Source organism: bacterium (assembly GCA_020440705.1).
GTDB lineage: Bacteria > Krumholzibacteriota > Krumholzibacteriia > LZORAL124-64-63 > LZORAL124-64-63 > JAGRNP01.
On the sequence record JAGRNP010000013.1, the window covers coordinates 29,973 to 52,155 of the forward strand.

Below are 22,183 nucleotides of genomic sequence, written 5' to 3' on the forward strand. Positions count from 1 at the left end.
ACGTGTTCCGCCCACAGGGCCTCGAAGTAGGTGGCGAAGCCCTCGTTCAGCCAGATGTGGGTCCAGTCGACGGGCGAGACGAGGTTGCCGAACCACATGTGGGCCAGCTCGTGCATGAGCACGGTGTCGAACTGGTGCGTGCCCGTGACGAGGACGTCGCCCCAGGTGACGGCCGTGGGGTGTTCCATGGCCTCGTCCCAGGGCACCTCGGCGATGCCGAAGGGTTGGCCGGCGAAGGGGTAGGGGCCGAGCAGCGAGGCGCAGAAGTCGAGCATCCCGGGCAGGACCGACATGTCCTCGCGCACGTCGTCCTCCTCGCCGGGGTACACCCAGTGGCGCAGATCGATCCTGCCCGCCGGGCCGTCGTACTGGTCGGCGAGCTCGACGTAGTCGCCCACGGCGATGCTCACGAGGTAGGTCGGGACCGGGTTCACCTGGAACCACTGGGTCGTGTTGCCGGATCGCAGGGTGAGCTTGCCGTTGGAGACGCCGACCATGCCCAGCGGCGCGCGGATCGTCACGGTGGTCATGGCGCGGTCGTTGGGGTCGTCCTTGCAGGGCCACCAGGAACGCGCGCTCCACGGCTCGCTGACCGTGGCCACGATGGGGTCGCCGGCGGCGTTCGTCTCGACCCGGTAGCCGAAGAGGCCCTCGACCTGCGGCTGGCCCCAGTACTGGACCTCGATCATGCCGGCCGTGCCGGTGGCGATGGGCGTGGGCAGGTTGACGATGACGCGGTCGTCCTGCCGGGTCCAGGTGGCGAGGTTCTGGTAGGGGGCCTTGATCGCCACGCCGGAGATGTTCATGTTGTCGCGCAGGTCGAGCACGAACTGGTCGAGGGGGCCGTCGGTGACGACGAAGACGGTCTCGACCCGGCCCGAGAGCCAGCCGGCCGTCGCCTCGACCTGCAGATCGAGGCCGTAGTGGATCACGTCGTAGCGGAGCTGACGGGGGTCGGGCACGGCCATGCCCGGGGCCTGGGCGGTGCCCGAGGGGATCTGGGCCTTCGCCGCCGGTGTGCCCTTGCCCTCGATGAGGGCCACCTGGGGCCATTCGGCGGGCAGCACGGGGCGCTCCCCCGGCTCACGGGCGAGAAGCAGGGTCGGGGCGCACGTCGCGGTCACGATCAGCAGGACAGCGAGGCGAGCCACAGACCAGGTGTGGATGTCCAGCAGGCGTTTCATGGGCGCTGTTCTGATGTCCTCAGTGCCGAATCCGGGATGCCTGAACCGCGCAGTATAGCACGAAATCATCCGAAAAAAAGAATCATCATGTAACAATTAGTATCTTGAAGTCGGAAGCGGACTTAGAAAGGCCCGCATCGGGCCGGAAAACGCCGCAGGCGCTTCCGGATGGCGTGAATGGGCGTTTTCAGCCCTTTGGCGCTACTGCAGGATCACCTCGTCCACGAAGAGGAACGACGCGCCGCCGGCGCCCGGATGCCACGCCGGCACGGGCCCGAAGTTCACGGCCCGCACCCGCACCGCCCGCACGGGCGAGCCGTCCAGCTCGACGACGAGATCGCGCCGGACCGTCTCCTCGGTGGCGTCGGGCACGTCGTGGCCGACCCGACCGGCCTCGCGGAACGTCGTGCCGTCGGCGGACACTTCGACGATCACCTCGCGGGGCAGGAAGATCCACGAGCGCATGTCCTGCAGGAGGCTGGCGCCGGCCCGGCGCAGGGGCAGCGGCTGCCCCAGGTCGACCGTGGCCACGAAGTCGCGACCGTCGTAGCCCTGCCAGCCGCCGGTCCGCCAGTCGAGGCCGGCGCGGCGGCCGTCGATGAGGGCGTCGGGGCCGCCGGCGGTGTACTGCGGGTTCGGGGGCGTCGCGGTGGTGACCTGCCAACCGTGCTCGATGGCATCGAAGCGGGCGGTCACCACGGGGCCGGCCACGTCGTCGACCAGGGCCACGAACCGCAGCTCGGTGGTTCTCTCGAGGTAGAGGGGACCCGTGTACGGGGTGCCGTCGCGGGGGTCACGGTGCGGCTTGTCGGTCCAGCGGATCTGTGCCCGCGGGTCGTGCGCCGCCAGGCGGACGACGGTCTCGCCGCGGAAGCGGTCGCCGGGCGCGATGGCCCACGGGGCGGCCACCACCGGCGCGGCCACGGGCACGGTGCCCGGACGATCGGCCTCGGCCCGACCCCAGGCGCCGGGTTCGTCGCCGCCCAGTTCGAAGACCAGCTCGCCGCCGCCGCTGACCTCGTCGTGGGAGAGCCAGCTGCGGGTGAGCTCCCGGCCGTTGAACGTCACGCGCCGCACGGCCCCCGCGCCGACCCGCCGCGTGGTGAAGGTGCGGCCGTCCTCGAAGCGCAGGCTCATCGCGGCGTGCCGCGGCGGCACGACGAGCCACTGGCCCGAGGTGGGCGCCACGTCGTACAGGCCGTAGGCGGCGAGCACGTACCAGGCGCTCATCTGGCCGCAGTCCTCGTTGCCGATCAGGCCGTCGGGCTCCGGCGTGTAGAACGCGTCGAGGATGGACCCGATCCGCTCGCGCGACTTCTCCGGGGCGCCCGCGAAGTGGTACAGCCAGCCCATGTGGTGGCTGGGCTCGTTGCCGTGGGCGTACTGGCCGATGCGGCCGGTGATGTCGGCCTGGTCGCGACCGGTGGTGGCGCTGTCGACGGTGAAGAGCGAGTCGAGCACGGCCGCCAGGGCGTCGGCGCCGCCGAGCAGGTCCATGTGCTCGCGCATGTGGTGGGGCGCGGCGAAGCGGTACTGCCAGCCGTTGGCCTCGGTGTGGTTGTTGTCCACCTGGCGCGGGTCGTAGGGCGTCAGGAAGCGGCCGTTGCGGCGCGGCCGGAAGCAGCGGCTCACCGGGTCGTAGAGGTGCCGCCAGGCCTGGGCGCGCCGGCCGTACGCCTGCGCCGTCTCCTCCTCGCCGAGCGCGCGGGCGAAGCGGGCGATGCAGGCGTCGTCGTAGGCGTACTCGAGGGTCTTGCTCACCGATTCGGGCTCGTCCTCGACGCCGATGAAGCCCTGCCGGCGGTAGGCCGCCAGCCCGAAGTGGTCGCGCTCGGCGCTGTCGCGCATGGCCGCGAGGGCCAGCTGCGCGTCGAAGCCGTGGATGCCCTTCAGCCAGGCGTCGGCCAGGAAGCTCACGCTGTGGTAGCCGATCATGCAGTCGGTCTCGTTGCCGGCGAGCTCCCACACGGGCAGGCGGCCGCCCTCGACGTAGTGCGACAGCGCGGTGTTGGCGAAGTCGGCCGTGCGGGCGCGCTGCATGAGGGTGAAGAGGGGGTGCGTGGCGCGGTAGGTGTCCCACAGGGAGAAGACGGTGTACTGGTCGCGGCCCGCGGCGCGGTGCACCTGGCGGTCCATGCCGCGGTAGCGGCCGTCGACGTCGCTGAAGAGGTTCGGGGCGATGGCCGTGTGGTAGATGGCCGTGGCCAGGACGGTGCGCTCGGCGGCGGGGATGTCGTCGGGCACGCCGTAGGGCGCGAGGAACTCCGACCAGGCCGTGAACGCCGCGGCCCGGGTGGCGGCGAAGTCGAAGTCGGCCCACTCGGCCGCGAGGTTGGCGCGGGCACCGTCGGCGTCGACGGCCGAGATCGCCACCTGGATCAGCAGCTCGCCGCCGGCGTTGCCGAAGGCGAGCACGGCCTTGGTGCCGGCCTCGTTGGTGGTGGCGGTGAACGGGCGCGAGAAGGCGGCGCGGAAGTGGACGAGCTGGTCGCGGGCCCAGGCGTCGGAGCGACGGAAGCCGGCCACGGTGCGGTCGTCGGGGAACTCCAGCCCGCTGTCGAGCAGCTTGTCCCGGTGTTCGAGATCGATGATCACGTGCGCCTCGCGGCCGGCGGGGAAGACGTAGCGGTGCAGCCCCGTGCGCGGGGTGGCGGTGAGCTCGACCGCGATGCCGTCGTCGGCCAGGACGGTGTGGTACCAGCCGGCGGCGGCGCGCTCGTCGGCCTTGCAGAAGCGCGAGCCGTAGCCGCCGTCGGGGTCGTCGGGGTAGCCGTTCTCCCAGCGCGGCTCGCCGCAGCCGGGCATCAGCAGGATGTCGCCGTAGTCGCTCACGCCGGTGCCGCTCAGGTGGGTGTGGCTGAAGCCGTACACCACGTCGTCGCTGAAGTGGTAGCCGCCGCAGCCGTCCCAGCCGGTCAGCCGCGTGTCGGGCGAGAGCTGCACCATGCCGAAGGGCAGGGTGGGGCCCGGGAAGGTGTGGCCATGGCCGCCGGTGCCGATGAAGGGGTCGATGTCGCGGGCGAGGTCGGGGGCGGCGAAGGCGGTTCCGGCGGCCAGGAGCAGCACGATCGCGGCAGGCAGGGAGCGGCGCATGGTCACGGGGCGTCCTTCCGGTCGGGCGGGAGTGCGGAAGGCCCCATTATGGCGAGCCCGGGGGGCGAAGGCGAGGGGAATCGCGGCTCAGTCGGCGTCGGCCGCGAGTCCGCGCGCCAGCAGCCCGCGCAGCGCCGTCGGCGCCGCGAACGAGGTGCCCTGCAGCACGCGGCGGGTGTCGCGCGGCGAGCCGAAGCGCCGGAACCAGCTCGACCCGCGCCGCAGGTCGATGTCGACGGTGCCGTCCTCGTTGATGTCGTAGCCGTAGCCGGGGCGGTCGGGCAGTTCGACCAGGCGCACCGCGTAGCGCGACTGGGCCCAGGTGTCGATGAGCGGATTGCGGGTGGCCCACTCGCCGTCGGCGTCGGGCTCGGCGGCGCCGACCACGATGACGCCGCGCGCGAAGGTGTAGGTGTTCACCCAGCGCGGACCCGAGTTGCCGGCGATGGTCACCACGATGACCCCGTCGGCGGCCAGCGCCTCCAGTTCGCCGATGATCGCCGCGGTCAGGCGCCAGCCGGTGTCGGTGCGGCCCCAGCCCTGCACGATCGCCTGGTAGAGTTCGCGGTCGGCGGGGTCGAGGGTGTCGGCGATGGCGCTGATCAGCGTGGACGACTCCCAGCAGAACACGACGGCGTCGAGGCGCTCGCCGTCCCGGCGCCGGGCACGGATCTCGCCCAGCCGGGTCAGGATGTCGCGCTTGGCGTCCGGGCCGTCGCTCACGCCGAAGGGCACCGTCTCGGTGCCCGGGGCCCCCACGTACAGCCGCACCAGGTCGCCGTGGAAGATGTTCTCGCGCACGCCGTCGCCGTCGAGGTCGGTGGCGCCGGCGGCGACGAGGCGGCTTTGGGAAGCGTCGTCGGCACCGGCGGGGTCGCCGAACACGTCGATCACGGCGATGCGATAGCGGATGCCTTCGGGCGACGTGGCGGGGGCGGAACGGGGCCCGCTCACCACCAGGAAGAGGATGCTGAGCACCAGCCGCAGGAGCGACGCTACGGATGCCGGTGCCGGTCTGAACATGATCTTCACGTTCGGCCGCAAAGGGGACGACTGTAGTCCGGGCTTGGCGGCGGGGGCGGAGAGGCGCGCCGAACGGCGAGGGGAAGGTGCGGGTCTCCCGGGCGGGGTCCTGCCTGAAGATAGGGGCCGGGGGCGACGCGGGGAACCGGCCGCGCGGCCGGTTCCTCCCACGCGGCCGGCTCCTCCCGCGCGGCGCCGGGGCTAGTCCACGAGGGTCACCTTGGTCACGGCGACCGTTTCGCCCTGGCGCATCCGGCACAGGTAGGTGCCGGCGGGCAGGCGCCGGCCGGCGGCGTCGTGGCCGTCCCAGGTGGCCAGGCGCGCGCCTTCGGGCTGCGGTTCGTCCACGATCGTGCGCACCAGGCGGCCACGGAGGTCGTGCACGTCGACGGTGACGGGTCCGCGGCCGCGGGCCACCGTGTAGCTGAACTCGGTGCGGCCGTGGAAGGGGTTGGGCGCGGCGTCGAGACGCCCCGTCGGTCCGGCCGGCAGGGGCGAGGCGGCGATCTTCTGCACGATCCGGTACACGGCGCCGTTGCCGTGGTCGAGGATGTAGAGCTCGCCCAGGCCGTCGCGGCCGAAGCCGGAGACGCCGCCGTAGCCGCCGGTCGGGGTCAGGTCGTCGCTGCAGTCGCTCACGGGCGAGAGCCCGCCCGACAGGGTCCAGCGCATGGTCCAGATCTGGTTGCTGCAGAAGTCGCTGAAGAAGTAGGTGCCCTGCAGATCGGGGATCTCCGCGCCCCGGTACACGTAGCCGCCGCTGATCGAGCAGCGGAAGGGCGAGCCGCCGTGGGAGTACTCGTACACCGGCAGGGTGTGGCCCGTGGCGTCGCAGCCGGAGGAGGGGTTGTAGCAGTGCGTGCCCTCGGTGACGCGCCAGCCGAAGTTGCGCCCGCCCGCGGTGCCGGCCGGGACGATGTCGACCTCCTCCCACTGGCCCTGTCCGACGTCGGCGATGTAGAGGTCGCCGGTGCCGGAGTCGAAGCTGAAGCACCAGGGGTTGCGCAGCCCGTAGGTCCAGACGAGTTCGGCGCCCGCCGTCCCGAGGAAGGGGTTGTCCGCCGGCACGGCGTAGCCGGTGGCGGGCGAGACGTCCAGGCGCAGCAGCTTGCCGAGGGGGACGGAGAGCGTCTGGGCGTTGTTGCTCGTGTCGCCGGCGCCGCCGCCGTCGCCGGTGGCCATGATGAGCATCCCGTCGGGCGCGAACTCCAGGTGGCCGCCGTTGTGGTTGCCCGCGGGCTGGTCGATGGTCAGCAGGAGCTCGGCGCTGCCGGCGTCGAGGGCGTCCGGATCGCCGGCGCTGACGGTGTAGCGAACGATGCGCGTGTCGCCCGACGCGTCGGTGTAGTTCACGTAGCAGCGCCCGCTGGCCGCGTAGTCCGGCGCGAAGGCCAGGCCGAGCAGGCCCCGCTCGCCGTTGGCCGCCGTCTGGCCGGTCAGGTCGAGGAAGGTGCCGCGGGACGTGCCGTCCCGGTCGTGCACCGTGACGAGCCCGTTCTGCTGGACGATGAAGAGGCGTTCGTCGCCGTCCGGCGCCACGAGGCGCACGGGCTTGGTGAGACCGTCGGCGATGGGCTCGATGGTCAGGACGACGTCGGGGCAGGCGGTGGCGGGTGCCGCCGCGAGCGGGAGCAGGGGCGCGCCGCCGAGCAGCGCGCCGAGCACGCAGGCGCCGAGCACGCCGGCGCGGGAAACGAAAACGCGGAGCCGGCGCGGGCGCCGGACGTCGGGGGCGATGCGGGACACGGTGTCCTCCCTCCGGGGCGGTCCGAGGGGCCGCCGGGGCGACCAGGTGAAGTCCGGATAAGCTACCGCAACTCGCGCGGACCCGCCCGGTGATCGGCCCTCGACGTGCGTGCCCGCCCGGCCTACCTTGGTGGCCACGCCCGGCATCCGGCCGGGGGCGCCCACCCGAACGGAGATCGCCTTGTCCCGCGCGGCCAACCTCATCACCGGACCGGTCGGCAGCCGCCTGCTGCGCATGTCCGGCCCCATGCTCATGGGGCTGGTGGCGATCATGGCCTTCAATCTCGTCGACACCTTCTTCCTCGGGCGCTACGGCGCCGACGAGCTGGCCGCCGTCTCGTTCACCTTCCCCGTCGTCATGACCCTCGGCAGCGTGGCCCTCGGCCTGGGCATGGGCGTGACCGCGGTGGTGAGCAACGCCATCGGCGAGGGCGACGCGCACCGGGTGGCGCGCCTGACCACCGACTCGCTCGTGCTCGCCGTCCTGGTCGTGGTGGTCTTCGCGGGGGTGGGACTGCTCACCGTGCGCCCGCTCTTCGCGGCCATGGGCGCCGAGGGCCACATCCTCGACCTGGTCGTCCGGTACATGCGGATCTGGTACCTGAGCGTGGGCCTGGTCGTGATCCCCATGGTGGGCAACAGCGCCATCCGGGCCACGGGCGACACGCGCACGCCCGGACTGGTGATGGTGGTGGCGGGCCTGACCAACGCGGTCGGCGACCCGCTGCTCATCTTCGGCCTCGGGCCCTTTCCCGAGCTCGGCATCGAGGGCGCGGCCATCGCCACGGCCGTCAGCCGCGCGATCACCCTGGTCGCGGCGCTGTACGTGCTGGGGATCCGCGACCGCATGATCTCCCGCGAACGCCCGACCACGGCCGAGGGGCTGGCCAACTGGCGCCGGGTGCTGCACGTGGGCGTTCCGGCGGCCGGAACACGCATGGTGATGCCCGTGGGCGTGGGCGTCGTGACGCGGATGGTGGCGGGCTTCGGCCCGGCCGCGGTGGCGGCCTTCGGCGTGGGGTCGCGGGTGGGCATGCTCGTCTTCGCCGTGATCATGGCCCTGGGCGCGGCCCTGGTGCCCTTCGTGGGCCAGAACCTCGGCGCCCGGCGGCCCGACCGCGTGCGGCGGGCGGCCTGGTTCAGCGTGCGCTTCGGCGTGGGCTACGGGCTGGTCCTGTGGGTGCTCATGTTCGTGGCGGCGCGTCCCCTGGCGGGACTCTTCAGCGACCACGCCGACGTCGTCGACGCGGCGGCCCTCTACTTCCGCATCGTCCCGCTCGGCATGGTCTTCGCGGCCATCCTGGCCCTGACCGGCACCGTCCTGAACGGCATGCTCATGCCCCTGCGGGCGGCGCTGCTCTCGGCCCTGCAGATGTTCGGCCTCTACGTGCCGCTGGCCCTGCTGGGCGCCCGCTGGTTCGCCCTGCCCGGAATCTACTGGGCCTCGGTGGCGGCCTACGTGGTCGCCGGCATGCTGTCGCTGGTGGTGATGCGGCGGGCGCTGGCGGGCATCGGCGACCCGGCGCCTACGGCCGGACCGCCTGCCTGAACACCGCCCACACCGGAAAGTGGTCCGACGGGAAGCGGCCGTCCCGCGACGAGCGGTCGATGCCGGCGTCGCGGCAGGGCAGCTCCGGCGTGGCCAGGATCCAGTCGATGCGGGCCGGGCCCGCCTCCCCCTTGAAGCCGTGGAAGGTGCCTTCGCCTGGTCGGCGTTCGTCGCGGCCCGCGCAGGTGAAGGTGTCGGCGAGGCGCCCGTCGGCCGGCGCCAGGGCGGCGCGCACCGGACCGTCGGCCGGGGCGTTGAAGTCGCCGAGCACGATCGCGGCGTGCGGGCCCGCGATCGCCCCGACCCGCTCGCGCAGCAGGGCGGCGCTGTGGCGCCGGGCCTCTTCGCCCACGTGGTCGAAGTGGGCGTTGAAGACGAACAGGGTCTCGGGCGCCGCGACGCGGTCGCGCAGCTGCACCCAGGTGGCGATGCGGTGCAGGGCGGCATCCCAGCCCCGGCTGCCCACCACCGCGGGCGTCTCGCTCAGCCAGAACACCCCGGCGTCGAGCACGTCGTAGCGGGCGCGGTCGACGAAGAGGGCGCACATCTCGCCGGCCTCGGCCCCGTCGTCGCGGCCGTAGCCCGTGAACGTATAGGCGGGGAAGGCCTCCCGCAGCACGGCGGCCTGTTCGACCAGGCATTCCTGCACGCCGAAGACCGCCGGGGCGTGGGCCCGGATCGTCTCGCACACGAGTTCGCGGCGGTGGGGCCAGCTGTCGGGGCCGTCGTCGGCGCGGCCGTAGCGGATGTTGAAGCTGAGGACGGTGGTGTCGCGGGTGGGGGGCGCGGGGACGGCCTGGGCCGGGACGCCGGCGGCTGCGGTGGCGGCCGTGGTGGCGGCCGTGGTGATGCAGAACCAGATAAGCAGATAGGCTGTTCTGCCCAAACCCGTCGTCCCCGATCGATTCCGCGCTCCGCTCACCATCACTCCTGCCCCCGGGGGGAATCCGCGTCCAGGCGCGCCACCAGCGCCGCCACGCAATCGCCCAGTGCCGCCGGATCGTACCCCCCCTCGAGCAGGAACACGACCTTGCCGCCGCAGCACGCGTCGGCCAGGGCGAGGATCTCCCCGATCAGGGTGTCGAACCCCGCCGTCGAGACGGTCAGCCCCGCCAGCGGATCGGCCGCATGCGCGTCGAAGCCCGCCGAGACGAGGATCATGTCCGGTGCGAACGCCCGCGCGGCCGGCAGCAGGTCGTCGCGCCAGGCGGCCAGGAAGCCGGCGTCGCCGGTGCCGGCGTCCAGGGGCGCGTTGCGCGTGAAGCCCAGCCCTGCGCCCGTACCCGTCTCGTCGGCGCGGCCGGTGCCCGGGTAGTGGGGGAACTGGTGGCTCGAGGCGAAGAACACCGTCGGATCGCCGGAGAAGATGTCCTGGGTGCCGTTGCCGTGGTGCACGTCGAAATCGAGCACGGCCACCCGGGCGGCGCCGGCCGCGCGCAGGGCCGCCGCAGCCACGGCCACGTTGTTGTAGAGGCAGAAGCCCATGGCCTGATCGGCGGTGGCGTGGTGGCCCGGGGGGCGCACCAGGGCGAGCCCGCGGGCGCAGGTGCCCGACCAGGTGGCGAGGGCCAGGTCGACGACCGCGCCGACGACGCGGCGGGCCAGGTCCGGCGTAGCCGGCGTGCAGTAGGTGTCGGGGTCGAGCATGACGCCGCCGGCGGCCGCCGCGGCGTCGACGCGGGCGATGTGCGCCGCCGCGTGCACGAGTCGGAGTTCGTCGTCCCCGGCCGGGCGCAGCGGAAACCGCCGCCACTCCGCCGGCAGCGCCAGGTGGTCGAGCCGCCGCTGGTTCTCGGCGTGCCCGGGCCAATCGTGGGCCGCGTACGCGTCGCGGTCGAACACGGCGCCGATCACGGCCTAGTCCCCGTCGCCGTCGCCGGAGAAGTGCCGGTACAGCGCCCAGGTCGCCCCGAGCGCGATCCCGAAGAGCACGATGGGCACGACCCACGTCCAGAAGGGGCCGCTCAGGGGCGAGGTCACGGGGAGGGCTTCGAAGTTCATCGCTCGTCCTTTCCGCCGCGGTCCGCGCCGCAGTCGCCGCGCCGCTTCCGGTAGCTCCACCACGCCAGCCCCAGGCCGACGAACGACGCCACGTAGGCGATGCTCATGCCGATGAGGGTGACCAGTCCCTTGTCCATGTCCCGTTCTCCAATCTCCGCCCGCCGGCGGTCGGCTAGCGGTCGGTCCAGACGGCGACCCCGTCGCGGTACACCGCGGCGATGGCGCCCAGGTTGCCCACGTCGGTCCGCGGATCCGCGTTGAGGACGAGCAGGTCGGCCCGTTTGCCCGGCTCGAGGGTTCCGACGTCGTCGAGCACGCCGATCATCCCGGCGGCGTTGCGGGTGGCCATGACGAGCAGTTCGTCCGGTGTGAATCCGGCCGCGGCCAGGAGCGCCAGCTCCTCGTGCAGGCTGTAGCCGGGAAAGATCCAGTCGCTGCCGACATCGGTGCCGGCCACGAGCCGGATGCCCGCCTCGTGCAGCCGCTTCAGGTCGCTGAACTGCTTCCGCAGGACGGGGTTCGTGGCGAACGAAGGTGCGGGCTCGCCGTAGAGGCGCTGCGCGAACGCGCGGACCGCCTCCGGGTCGTCCGCGGCGCCGGCGAGCCGCGCGAGCTCGGCGTCGTACATTCCCGTGGCCGCGACGGCGGCGACCCACTCGGGGTGCTGCGGGTACAGGAACGCCTTGTCGATCATGATCGTCGTGACCCAGTGCACGTCGCGCGACACGAGTCCGGCCACGAGCTCGGCGTCGCGCTCCCCGTCGAGGTCGACGCCGGTGAAGTGCAGCAGGTGGTCGACGCCGGCGCGGGCCGCCATGCGCAGCTCTTCGCTGTCGCTCACGTGGGCGAACACCCGCGTGCCGGCGATGTGGGCCTGCCGGACGATCTCGTCGATGAACTCCTGCGGCATGCGCTCGACGAAGGGCGGATCGGGGCCCTCCTCGATGGTGAGCTTGATGCCGACGATGGGCTGCCGGCTCACCCGCGCGACGAGCGGTCCGATCTCGGCCACCGAATCGATGTAGTGGACGGTGACGCCGTCGACCCACTTCGGGCTGGGGTACGTCTTGACCGGATGCCGCCCCGCCATGGTGAAGTGCTGGCTGGTGTGGAAGAAGCGGGGCGCGGCCGCGCCGGGAGCCAGGGTCCGCTCGCGCATGGCCGCGAGGGTCGCGTCGTCGCAGTCGCCGCAGCCGGTCACCAGGATCGACGTCACGCCGAAACGCACGAACTGGGGAAACGACTCGTCGACGGGGAAGGGGTGGGTGTGCGCGTCGAAGAGGCCGGGCACGACGAAGCGCCCGCGGCCGTCCACGACTTCGGCCCCGTCCGCGTCCAGGCGTTCGGGCGCGATCGCGGCGATGCGTCCGTTCCGCACGAGCACGTCCACGCCGGACCGCGCGGGACCGCCGGTGCCGTCGACGACGGTGATCTCCCGCAGCAGCAGGTCGCCCGCGGCCCGGCCGACCGCCGGCGCCAGGATCACCGCGAGGACGCACCCCGCCACGACATGCCGCCGGCGTCGCGTCACGACCCGGTGCCTCCCGCGTCCTGCCACCGCAGCCGCTGCTCGAGTTCCTTCACGTAGGCCGCCTGCTGCTCCTCGTACTCGGCCGAGATGGCGCGCAGCTTGGGGTCGATCACCCAGTAGATGAACAGGATGCCCGCGACGGCGGCGACCAGCATCAGGATCCCGCCCGGCTGCAGCAGCAGCGTCTTGGTGACCCCGATCATGAGCAGGCCCATGGCGAGGGGCGAGAGCACGATCACGAGCCAGTCCTCGCGGCTCCAGCCGTCCGCCTCGGCCGCGGTCCACTTGCGGCGGATCAGCGGTCGGGGCCCGGCGCCCTTCGTCTGCGCCGTGTCGGCGATGAGCCCGCGGGCGACGGCCTCGCGGTGCACCGGACCCCACCAGCCGATGGGCCGCGTCATCACGTAGTAGCGCACGAGGCGGTCCATCTGCTCGGGCTTCGTGGCCAGCGTCACGGGAATGAAGATCAGCGCCCCGAGAGCCATCAGCAGCCAGAAGTTGATGTGGTCGGGCAGGGTCGGGATCACGCCGAAGGCCGGCAGGATCCACACCACCAGCCACGACACGCCCAGGTTCGCCATCCAGCCGGCCAGGTAGCCCCAGGCGTTGAAGCGCCACCACACCACCTGCAGGATGTTGGGCAGCCACACGCCGGCCATCATCAGCCAGAGGGCGAAGATGAGCCACTTGGTGATCTCCTGCATCATCAGGCCGTAGAAGAACGACCCGATCAGCAGCACGAACGTCGCCCAGCGGCCCAGGGCGACCAGCTGCTTGTCCGTGGCCTCGGGCTTGATGTACCGATGCCAGATGTCGCGCGTGAAGTAGAGCGCGCCCAGGTTCAGGTGGCTGCTGATGGTCGAAAGGTGAATGGCCAGGATGGCCCCGAAGAACACGCCCACCAGCCCGGCCGGCAGCAGCTCGAAGCCCAGGCGGAACCAGCCCAGCTCGTAGTCTGACTGGTCGGCGATGTTCGGCAGCAGCGAGAAGAACGCGAGGATGCCGGCCGCCCAGAAGCCGTTGCGCACCAGCGTGACCGCGCCGCCGGCCCAGATGCCGTAGGTGGCGTCGCGCACCGTCTTTGCGCTCTGGATGCGCTGCGCCTCGACGTACCAGTCGATGCTGGTGCCCATGCCGAAGCCGCCGATGACGGCGATCACGAGCATGGTCAGGAACCAGACGAAGGGGAAGTCGCCCGACAGCCACCCCGTGAAGTCGAACGCGTCGAGGCGCCACTCCTGGCCCAGCGAGACGATCTTCGCCGTCACCTCGGTGGGGCCGCCCGCGGCCGCCACGCCCACCAGAGACACCAGCACGATGGCGAACACGGCGACGATGCCCTGCAGGAAGTCGCCCATCACCACGCCCCAGTAGCCGGCGGCCAGGGTGTAGAACGCGGTGATGACCGAGGGGATCACCAGCCCCACCCACACCGGCCAGTCGAAGGCCAGGTGGCACACCTTGCCCATGGCGATGCCCACCCAGCCGAGGATGAACATGTTCATGAAGACCTGCCAGCCGGCCATCCAGCCGCGCAGCATCTCGGCGCCCAGTCCGCCGAAGCGCTGGGTCTGCCACTCGGCCTGGGTGTAGGCCAGCGAGCGGCGGAAGATGCGCGCCGAGACGAAGGCCCCGATGGCGGTCCAGGCGGTGAAGAAGGTGTACCAGAGGCCGCGCAGGCCGTTGGCGTAGATCACGCCGGTGATCCACATGGGCGTGTCGGTGGCGGTGTGCGTGCTGAACACCGACGAGGCGGGCAGCCACCAGGGCAGGCCGCGGCCGGCCAGGAAGAAGTCGCTCTCCGAGCGCCGCGCCAGGCGATAGAAGAACGCCGCGCCGCCGACCATGAGCAGCAGGAAGGCGATCGCCCAGAAGATGTCGAGGTTGGTGAACTTGGCCATGGGGCTCCTCGGGGGCCGGGGTCGCAGGGGGATGTCCGCGGGGGAGTCTAGCACCCGGGGGCGGGCGGGGCGAGGCCGGGATGCGGGTCGACGGCCGAACCGAGGTGATCAAGGTCGTGCTGGTTCGATGATGGACCCCGCCCGCCCCTGCAGGCTCCGTATCGTGCGGCCGGTGGTGGTGCGCGCGCCCGCGACGCCGAGCGGAGCCGCCCACCGCGACAGCGCGTGAGGAAGCGGAGGTCCAAAATAGCGGCCCTAGTGGTCCAACCGCACCAGGACAGCGTCCTCGCGCCGGTCGCCGCGGACCAGGAAGAGCTCGCCGTCCGGCCCCCACACGTGCGAGCGGACCGAGCCCTCGGTGAAATGGGTGAGCTGCTCTGGCGCCCCGCCTTCCGCCGGAATCCGCCACAGATTGGTGATGCCGACGATGCCCGCCGGGACCGTGAGAGACCGGCCGTCCGGTGTCCAACGGAGGTTCTCTGGCTGCAGGATCGCGTCCGAGAGCCCGCCCGTCAGGGGCAGGCGCGCGAGTTCGCGACCGTCCGCGAGGGCGATGACGTGGATCCGGGCCGTGGCTTCGCGCTGCCGCGGGATGAAGGCGATGCGCTGCCCGTCCGGCGCCACCGCGGGCGTCCCGGCGTCTTCGGCCACGAGGGTCTCCGCGGCGCCGCCCGCCAGAGGACTCTTGACCAGCGTACTGACTCCATCCGTGAACTGGCGGTAGACGATCCAGGCGCCCCCGCCGGCGAAGACCGGAATCGTCACGGATTCCAGGGGGCCGACGATCCGTCGGGCCGGTGAACCGTCGAGACCCTGGACCCAGATCCCGTTGCCGCCGTTCCGCCACGACTCGAAGGCGATCAGGGTGCCGTCCGGGTGCACCGCCGGGTAGCGGCGCGTGTTGCTCTCGTCAAAAACCGATTCGGCGCCGGTGGCGGGGTCGATGATCGACAGCCGGAAATCGCGGCGCCCCTGGACGAGCCGTCCGTCAGGCAGTAGGTCGATCCCGGACATGCCGTGAATGAAGCCGTCGGTCACGCGCCGCGCCGCGTCGGGTCGGCCGGGCGGTGCCCGCCAGATGTCGGTGAACCAGTCCGAGGCGATGGCGGCGAGGCGGCGGCCGGTGGAGTCGGCACTCACGCCGAGGAAGTTGCCGATGCCGGGCGTCAGGTCGCCGGGAGTCGATCCGTCGAGGGGAATGCGCCACAGATGGAAGAACCAGCTCGACTCCTCGTTGGCGGCCGAAGCCAGGAGATGGTCGGCGCCGCGCGGCCAGGCCACACTGTCGATCGCGCCCCAGTCCCCAGGCAGGACGCGGGCCTGGCCGGTGCCCACCTCCACGATCCGGATGCGGGTCATGTCCTCTTGACCGCCGAAAGTCGTGGAGGCCAGGTAGCGGCCGTCGGGCGACCAGGCGAAAGGCTCCCAGGTAGCCCTCTCGCCCGGCGCGTCGAGCAGGATGGTGTCGCCGTCGGCCAGCGACTCGACCACCGTCAACCGTCGCCCGTCGACGATCCGCACGGCCGCGTAGCGGGTGCCGTCCGGCGAAAGGGAGGCCTCGCCACCGACGTCGCGCAGCACCGCACGCGGCTGGCCGCCCAGGGTCGGGATGCGGTAGGCGGTGGCGGGGAACTCCTCCCAGGTACCCTGCCGGGGCGAGCGGACGTAATGGAGGTACTCGCCGTCGGGGCCGAACGCGGGCCATAGCAATGCGTCTGACCCCGGTTCGGTCACCGCCCGGTCGCCGCCGGTCGCCAGCTGGCGCAGGCGCAGGACGGCGGCCCCGGCGCGATCCTCGACGTAGGCTAGGTACCGGCCGTCCGGGGCCAGCGCCGCGCCGACCACGAGGCCCGACGCAGTGAGGCGTTCGATCGCGGCAGGAGCCTCCCCGGCCGCCGGCCCGACCCCGGGCGGGGGCACCAGGCGACCGAGCCCGAACCCCGCCGCCGCCGCCACCAGCAGGCCGGCGACGAGCCTCCTCCTGCCGGGTCCTGCGCGTCGGTGCGGCGGCGCGGAAGCCGGCGCGGCCTTGAGTTCGGCCGCGAGGGCGACGAGCTGGTTGCGCAGGTCCTGGGCCGACTGCGTGCGCCGCTCGGGGTCCTTCTGGAGGGCGGCGCCGATGATCCGGCCCAGCTGGCGGGGCAGGTCCGGGCGTGCGTCGCCGATCGCCGGCGCGGCATCCTTGATGACAGCGGCCAGCAGGGAGAACGGCGAGTCGCCCGTGAATGGGCGACGTCCGGTGGTCATCTCGTGAAGGATCACGCCGAGGGACCACACGTCCGAGCGGGCGTCGGCCACACGGCCCTCGGCCTGCTCGGGCGCCATGTAGGCGGCCGTGCCGAGGAGGGTGCCCTCGGTGGTGACGTCCGGGGCCGCGGAGATGGTGCGCAGCTGGGATGAGCCGGGGCGGGCGTTTCCGTCCGGCGCGCTCTCCTTGGCCAGGCCGAAATCGAGTACCCGCACCCGCCCGTCACGGGCGATCATGACGTTGGCCGGCTTCAGGTCGCGGTGGACGATGCCCCGCCGGTGGGCGGCGGCTACGGCATCGGCTAGCTCGGTGGCCCAGGCCAGGATCTCGTCGACGGCCAGGCCGCAGTGCGGGATCCGTTCGGCCAGGGATTTCCCGTCGACCAGCTGCATGACCAGGAACCGCTGCCCGTCCGCCTCCGCGACGGCGTGGATGCCGACGATGTGCGGGTGGTCGAGGGCGGCCAGGAGTTGGGCTTCGCGCTCGAAGCGCGCGATGAAGGCCGGATCTTCGGCTAGGGCGGCGGGCAGGAGCTTGAGTGCGACGTCGCGCCCGAGCCGCGTGTCGCGTGCGCGCCACACCTCGCCCATGCCGCCGGCGCCGAGGCGGGCGATGATCTCGTAGGCTCCGACTCGGGATCCGGCTTTGATCACGGGGGGCCTCGCTCTGTCGGGGGAACGGAGTGGTCGGTCGGCTTCCGCGGCGGAAAAACGACCTGTTCACTCTAGTTCAATCCGGGAATCGCGACAAGGCCGGCGCGGGGAATGCGCAGGGGCCCGGCCGTGGCCGGGCCCCCGTTTCGCAGGTGTTGCAGGACTAGCGGTACAGGGACTTGATCTCGCCCCACGACGCGTCGTCCACGTCGACCGGCGTCTCGCAGCAGGTCACGTCGGCGTGCATGATGTTGTTGCCGAACCAGCCGTAGTTGGCCACGAGATCGCTCCAGCCGGAGCCGCCGTCGTAGTAGCTGACGCCCACGTCCGGCGTGTTGTCCTCGAGGGCCGACGGCCACCACACGAAGCCCTGCGGCAGGTGGAAGGCGATGAAGTAGGAGTCGCCCACGGTGCCGCAGGGGCACACGCCGTCGAGGTCGACGTAGATGTCGTACAGGCCGGCGTTCGCCGCGGTCAGCGACCACGTCGCCGAGCGGCAGAACTCCTGGCCGGGGCGCCACACGCCGGCGCCGGCGTCCCAGTCGGCCTCGTGCAGGGTCACGTACACGTCGAAGTTCGACGGCACGTCTTCCGGACCGAACTGCATCATCATGTAGACGCGGTCGAGCTGGAAGCCGGTGCCGCAGGCGCACCCTTCGACCTGGGGCTGGATCAGCGTGGCGTAGGCGTCGTTGCCCGTGATCCAGTTGCCGTACACGTAGGACGGCGCAGCGAGGTTGCCCACGGCGCAACCGGCGCCCGGAGCGGCGGGCTGCAGCTCCACCGGCACGGTGTCGGTGGCGGGCGACTGGGCCTGGGGCTGATCGGCGGCCGCGGCGAAACCGGCGCAGGCGACCAGCAGGAGCAGGCTGAGCAGGACGTTGACAATCTTCATGGATGTTCTCCCTCTTGAGATCTGGTGTGATTCCGAGGCTGCTCGGGAGAGGGATTCTATCACGTTCCGGATGCGCGTGATCCGGTTTTTTCGGCCTGGCCGCATATTTTCGACGCCGCGGGAAACGAGGCGAAAGCCGGGTTCGCCAAAACCAGCGCATGGCGCGCCAAAACGCTCGACAGGTAGCGGAATTCCCGGGCCGGGCCGGCGATCAGGACCCCACCAGCAGCCGCGTGCCGAGCCGTCGCGGCAATCCGGCCCGCTCGATCCGGTCCTGGGCCTTGCCGACGTCGTAGACCACGCGGCGGAACGTGACCTCGTTGCGGTCCGTGTTCCAGACGGCATAGGACGCGCGGGGGTCGCCGTCGCGCGGCTGGCCCACGCTGCCGGGATTCACCAGCCAGCCCCGGCCGGGCGCCAGCGCGTGGGTGTCCTCGTCGGCGTCGGCCGCGAAGTCCTCGCCGGCGATGACCGGCAGGTGGGTATGGCCGAAGAACGCCACGCGGGCGCGACCGGCCCGGCGCACGCCCCGGGCGGCGGCCATCAGCTCGTCCTCTTCCCAGAGGTATTCGTCGCGGTCGTCCGGCGATCCGTGCACCAGCAGGGCGCGGCGGCGGGTGACCCGCGACGCGGGCAGCTGGCGCAGGAAGGCGGCGTTGGCGGGGGTGAGCGTGTCGGCGGTCCAGTCGGCGGCCTTGCGGGCGTCGGCGTTGAATTCCTCGGACGACTCGAGGCCCACGGCCACCACGTCGTGGTTGCCCTGGATGCAGATGGCCCGGCGCTCGCGCAGCAGATCGACGCAGCGGTTCGGGCTGGCGCCGTAGCCCACCACGTCGCCGAGGCAGTAGATCTCCGTGCAGCCCCGGGCGTCGAGGTCGCGCACCACCGCCTCGAGCGCGGCGAAATTGCCGTGGATATCCGAGATGATCGCGATGTCGGCCATGCCGCCTCCTTGCGGGGTTCCGGGTCGTCCGGGGAGTCGCTCCCCGGAATTGTCGGCCGGAACAGCCGGATCCTGACCCGGATATTCGGAGACTTCGCGTCTGAATTCAAGCCCTGGTTGCCCGTCCGGTCGGGAACGCCGGCCCCTGACCAGCCGGGGTCAGTCCCCGACCGGCACCGCGTGGGCCTGCAGATCGGCCAGATCGACGAATTCGAGGGTCAGGATGTGGGTCGCCTCGAGGTGCACCGGCGGCGCCATGCCCGCCTCGAGGGCCTGCTGCCAGCGTTCGGCGCACAGGCACCAGCTCTCGCCGGGTTTCACCCCCGGGAAGGCGAACTCCGGGTGGGGCGTCGAGAGGTCGTTGCCGACCCGGGCGCTGAAGGCGAGGAACTCCGCGGTCGCCTGGATGCAGACCAGGTGATGGCCGTGGTCCTCGGGCCCGGTTTCGCAGCAGCCGGTGCGGTAGAAGCCCGTCAGGGGGTCCTGGCTGCAGTCGCGCAGCTCGGTGCCGAGGACGTTCAGGGGGCGTGGGCTCATGGCGGGGGACCATCCTTCCAGGGGGCGTGACCGGGACGAAGACCACAGGATAGCGTGGATTCGGCCCGCGGCCTCCCCGATCTCCGACAATTCTGCGAATCGTGATCAAAATAGGGCTGGTCTCGGCGCCGGATTGACGGTAGAGTGTCGCCGAACTTGCCGCTGGGGGAGTCTGCGGCAGATCCTCCCGGCCCGATCCGAACCCAGGATTCCTCGCGAAGGAGCGACCATGAAGCGCATTGTTCTCGTCACCCTCGCCGTCGCCCTGATGGCCGGCCCCGCCTTCGGCCAGGGCTTCGGCGTCCGGGCCGGCGTCTCCATCGATCCCGACCAGTTCCACTTCGGCGGCCACTACGACGTGGGCGCCATCGCCACCAACCTGCGCCTGGTGCCGAACATCGAGATCGGTCTGGGCAACGACATCACCCTGATCTGCCTGAACGGCGACCTGCTCTACGACTTCCCCGACACCCCGTGGTCGGTGGGTGGAGAGCTGGGTGTGAACATCGCCAAGTACGATTTCCCCGCCGGCTACGTGGGCGACGACTCCGACACCAACATCGGCCTCAGCGCGGTCGGCGACTACCGCCTGACCCTGAACAGCGGCAAGACCCTGCTCCTCGAGGCCAAGCTGGGCATTTCCGACTCGCCGGACTTCAAGTTCACGGTGGGCTGGAACTTCTAGGTTTCCAAGGTTCGTGCGCGGACCTTTTCGGGCCGCGGGCTCTCCGGCTGGACCTCCGGAGCCCGCGGCCTCCTCTTTGTCGGGCCCCGGACCGCGCCGGGGCTTTCCCTCTGCGGCCCGTCTGCTATACTGCGGCGGCGAGTTCCGCCGCCGATCTTCCGCCGCCTTCCGGGGGTGCCCCTTGACCGCCATCGCGATCCCGTCGAGACCGGCCGCCGGCCGGATGCTCCCCGTCGTCCTCGCCCTGGCCCTGCTGGCCGCCGCTCCGGGTGAGGCCCGCGCGCAGGCCGCCGCCGGCGATTCGGCCACCATCGGCGAGATTCTCGCCGCGGCCGACACCGCGGCCTTCAATGCCGAAGGCGCCCACGCGCTGGGCCGGATCGCCCAGCTCGAGTCCGAGTACTCGGGCTACCTGCGGCGCCTGCCGACCGCCGCCCACGAGGACAGCCTCGTGCTGAGCCTGCAGATCGAGTCGCGCGTCGACGACTTCATGCGCGAGCTGCCGCGGCTCGTCGCGGCCTATCCCCGCAACCCCGCCGGCGACGCCGACCGCGAGCTGGCCCGGGTCGTCGAACGCATCTGCGGGCGCATCGTGCCCGTCGTGCTGCACATGGTGGGCGAACGCCGCGCCCGGATCGACGCGCTGCGCGAACACCGCGGCGGCCTGGCCGCCAAGGACCGGGCCGAACTGGAAGGGGAGATCGTCCGGCTGCAGGTGCGGCTCGACCGGGTCACGGCCTTCCTCGGCGAACTCCTGCACGACATGCAGCAGGCCGGACTCGCCACGGCCCCCCATCGGCCCCGCTACCACGCCATGCTCGCGGGCCGGGCCGACGAGCTCATGGGCCGCATCCTGCTCGACACCCGCCGCCTGACCGACCTCAAGGACCGCCTCAAGGTCGACGCCGGCAACGCCGACCTGCCCCTGCTGCAGGCGGCCGTCCGCAAGAGCCTCGAGGCGAACACGGCGAGCCTGCGCCAGGTCGTCGACCTGATGAAGGACGAGGGCCTGCCCGTGGCCGTGCACCAGGCCCAGCTCCTGACGACCACGCAGGATCTCGCTTCCGGTCTGCTCGACGCCCGCGCCACCGCGACCATCCTGCGCGGCATGTGGCTGCGGGGCCTGGAGTGGCTGCGCGAGAACGGCCCGTCGTGGGCCGTGAAGATCCTGGTCTTCGTGGTCATCGTCGCCATCGGGCGCCTGCTCGGCAGCCTCGTGCGCAAGGCCGTGGCCAAGAGTCTCGAACGCGGACGCTTCCGCCTCTCGCAGCTGCTGCAGCGCACCATCGTCTCGACGGCCCACAACGCGGTGGTGCTGATCGCCGTCGTCATCGGGCTCGGCCAGCTCGGCCTCGACCTGGGCCCGCTGCTCGCCGGCTTCGGCGTCGTCGGCTTCATCCTCGGCTTCGCCATGCAGGACAGCCTCTCCAATTTCGCGGCCGGCCTGATGATCCTCTTCTACCGCCCCTACGACGTGGGCGATCTGGTCGACATCAGCGGCGTCTTCGGCAAGGTCGAGCACATGAGCCTGGTCTCCACCAGCATCCTGACCCTCGACAACCAGAAGCTGGTGGTGCCCAACAGCAAGATCTGGGGCGACGTCATCAAGAACGTCACCGACCAACGCATCCGGCGCGTCGACATGACCTTCGGCATCAGCTACCGCGACGACATCCCGCACGCCGAGCGGGTGCTCGAAAGCATCCTGGCCGAGCACGACAAGGTGCTCGCCGATCCGGAGCCCATGGTGAAGCTGCACACGCTGAACGAGTCGTCGGTGGACTTCGTGGTGCGGCCCTGGGTGAACACGGCCGACTACTGGGACGTGTACTGGGACGTGACGCGCGCGGTGAAGATGCGCTTCGACGCCGAGGGCATCTCGATCCCGTTCCCGCAGCGGGACGTGCATCTGTACCCGACGGCCGGTGCCGACGACGGCGGGAAGGACGCGGCGGCGCCGCCGGCGTGACCGCACCCGCCCGCCGCGCCCCGGCGACAACGGAGAGTCCATGACCCGCTTCCGTCCCGTCCCCTTCGTGCTCGCGGCGCTGTTGCTGGCGGCCGCCCTGGCCGGCGCCCAGCCCGTCGGCGAGCAGCTCGCCCCCGACCTGGCCCGCTTCCACGCCTCGGCCGAAGCCCGCGACGCGGCGCCGCCGTCCCTGTCGGTCACGCGTCCCCTGCCGGAGCCGACGTC

Annotated in this window: 17 protein-coding genes and 1 pseudogene; 4 read left to right on the forward strand and 14 right to left on the reverse strand. The window is 71.8% G+C overall.

Annotated elements, in window-relative coordinates; all coding sequences use genetic code 11:
- From KDM41_03740 to KDM41_03755, 4 genes are all read right to left on the reverse strand, one after another.
- Nucleotides 1-1,184, reverse strand: a 1,184-nt coding sequence (locus tag KDM41_03740) for a M1 family metallopeptidase (protein MCB1182522.1), incomplete at its 3' end; no start/stop codon positions are given.
- Nucleotides 1,185-1,385: 201 nt separating this feature from the next.
- Nucleotides 1,386-4,283, reverse strand: coding sequence for a GH92 family glycosyl hydrolase (locus tag KDM41_03745; protein ID MCB1182523.1), 2,898 nt, complete (start codon nt 4,281-4,283; stop codon nt 1,386-1,388).
- Between the two features lie 81 nt (nt 4,284-4,364).
- Nucleotides 4,365-5,300: a hypothetical protein gene (locus KDM41_03750; GenBank protein MCB1182524.1), complete on the reverse strand. Its 936-nt coding sequence runs from the start codon at nt 5,298-5,300 to the stop codon at nt 4,365-4,367.
- 201 nt (nt 5,301-5,501) lie between these two features.
- Nucleotides 5,502-7,046: a PQQ-dependent sugar dehydrogenase gene (locus tag KDM41_03755; protein MCB1182525.1), complete on the reverse strand. Its 1,545-nt coding sequence runs from the start codon at nt 7,044-7,046 to the stop codon at nt 5,502-5,504.
- A gap of 181 nt (nt 7,047-7,227) precedes the next feature.
- Between KDM41_03755 and KDM41_03760 the strand changes: the two genes are divergently transcribed.
- A complete protein-coding gene (locus KDM41_03760; protein MCB1182526.1) occupies nt 7,228-8,595 on the forward strand; it encodes an MATE family efflux transporter in 1,368 nt (455 codons plus the stop codon).
- Here the strand turns inward: KDM41_03760 and KDM41_03765 are convergent.
- The 10 genes and pseudogenes from KDM41_03765 to KDM41_03810 form a co-directional block, all read right to left on the reverse strand.
- Entirely contained in the window at nt 8,573-9,481 is a 909-nt protein-coding gene (locus KDM41_03765) for an endonuclease/exonuclease/phosphatase family protein (protein MCB1182527.1), read from the reverse strand. The two genes, KDM41_03760 and KDM41_03765, sit on opposite strands and share 23 nt — an antisense overlap.
- Before the next feature lie 38 nt (nt 9,482-9,519).
- On the reverse strand, nt 9,520-10,449 hold the full coding sequence (locus KDM41_03770) for a histone deacetylase (GenBank protein ID MCB1182528.1): 930 nt from the start codon (nt 10,447-10,449) through the stop codon (nt 9,520-9,522).
- Between the two features lie 3 nt (nt 10,450-10,452).
- A complete protein-coding gene (locus KDM41_03775) occupies nt 10,453-10,596 on the reverse strand; it encodes a hypothetical protein (GenBank protein MCB1182529.1) in 144 nt (47 codons plus the stop codon).
- Nucleotides 10,593-10,733 (reverse strand): hypothetical protein, encoded by a 141-nt coding sequence (locus tag KDM41_03780; GenBank protein ID MCB1182530.1) that lies wholly within the window; start codon nt 10,731-10,733, stop codon nt 10,593-10,595. The genes KDM41_03775 and KDM41_03780 overlap by 4 nt, the downstream gene beginning before the upstream one ends.
- Before the next feature lie 35 nt (nt 10,734-10,768).
- Nucleotides 10,769-12,127, reverse strand: a complete 1,359-nt coding sequence (locus KDM41_03785; GenBank protein ID MCB1182531.1) for an amidohydrolase family protein — start codon at nt 12,125-12,127, stop codon at nt 10,769-10,771.
- A gap of 338 nt (nt 12,128-12,465) precedes the next feature.
- Nucleotides 12,466-14,028, reverse strand: a pseudogene (locus KDM41_03790) (sodium:solute symporter).
- A 255-nt stretch (nt 14,029-14,283) separates the two neighbouring features.
- On the reverse strand, nt 14,284-16,929 hold the full coding sequence (locus KDM41_03795; GenBank protein MCB1182532.1) for a protein kinase: 2,646 nt from the start codon (nt 16,927-16,929) through the stop codon (nt 14,284-14,286).
- 163 nt (nt 16,930-17,092) lie between these two features.
- Nucleotides 17,093-17,824 carry a hypothetical protein gene (locus tag KDM41_03800; protein MCB1182533.1) on the reverse strand — a complete coding sequence of 244 codons (732 nt, stop codon included), beginning with the start codon at nt 17,822-17,824 and terminating at the stop codon, nt 17,093-17,095.
- 211 nt (nt 17,825-18,035) lie between these two features.
- On the reverse strand, nt 18,036-18,767 hold the full coding sequence (locus tag KDM41_03805; protein MCB1182534.1) for a metallophosphoesterase family protein: 732 nt from the start codon (nt 18,765-18,767) through the stop codon (nt 18,036-18,038).
- A 159-nt stretch (nt 18,768-18,926) separates the two neighbouring features.
- On the reverse strand, nt 18,927-19,304 hold the full coding sequence (locus KDM41_03810; GenBank protein ID MCB1182535.1) for a DUF2237 domain-containing protein: 378 nt from the start codon (nt 19,302-19,304) through the stop codon (nt 18,927-18,929).
- A gap of 229 nt (nt 19,305-19,533) precedes the next feature.
- Between KDM41_03810 and KDM41_03815 the strand changes: the two genes are divergently transcribed.
- The 3 genes from KDM41_03815 to KDM41_03825 form a co-directional block, all read left to right on the forward strand.
- Nucleotides 19,534-19,989, forward strand: coding sequence for a hypothetical protein (locus tag KDM41_03815; GenBank protein MCB1182536.1), 456 nt, complete (start codon nt 19,534-19,536; stop codon nt 19,987-19,989).
- Between the two features lie 490 nt (nt 19,990-20,479).
- Nucleotides 20,480-21,958: a mechanosensitive ion channel family protein gene (locus KDM41_03820; protein ID MCB1182537.1), complete on the forward strand. Its 1,479-nt coding sequence runs from the start codon at nt 20,480-20,482 to the stop codon at nt 21,956-21,958.
- A 40-nt stretch (nt 21,959-21,998) separates the two neighbouring features.
- A partial coding sequence (locus KDM41_03825) for a hypothetical protein (GenBank protein ID MCB1182538.1) occupies nt 21,999-22,183 on the forward strand: 185 nt, incomplete at its 3' end.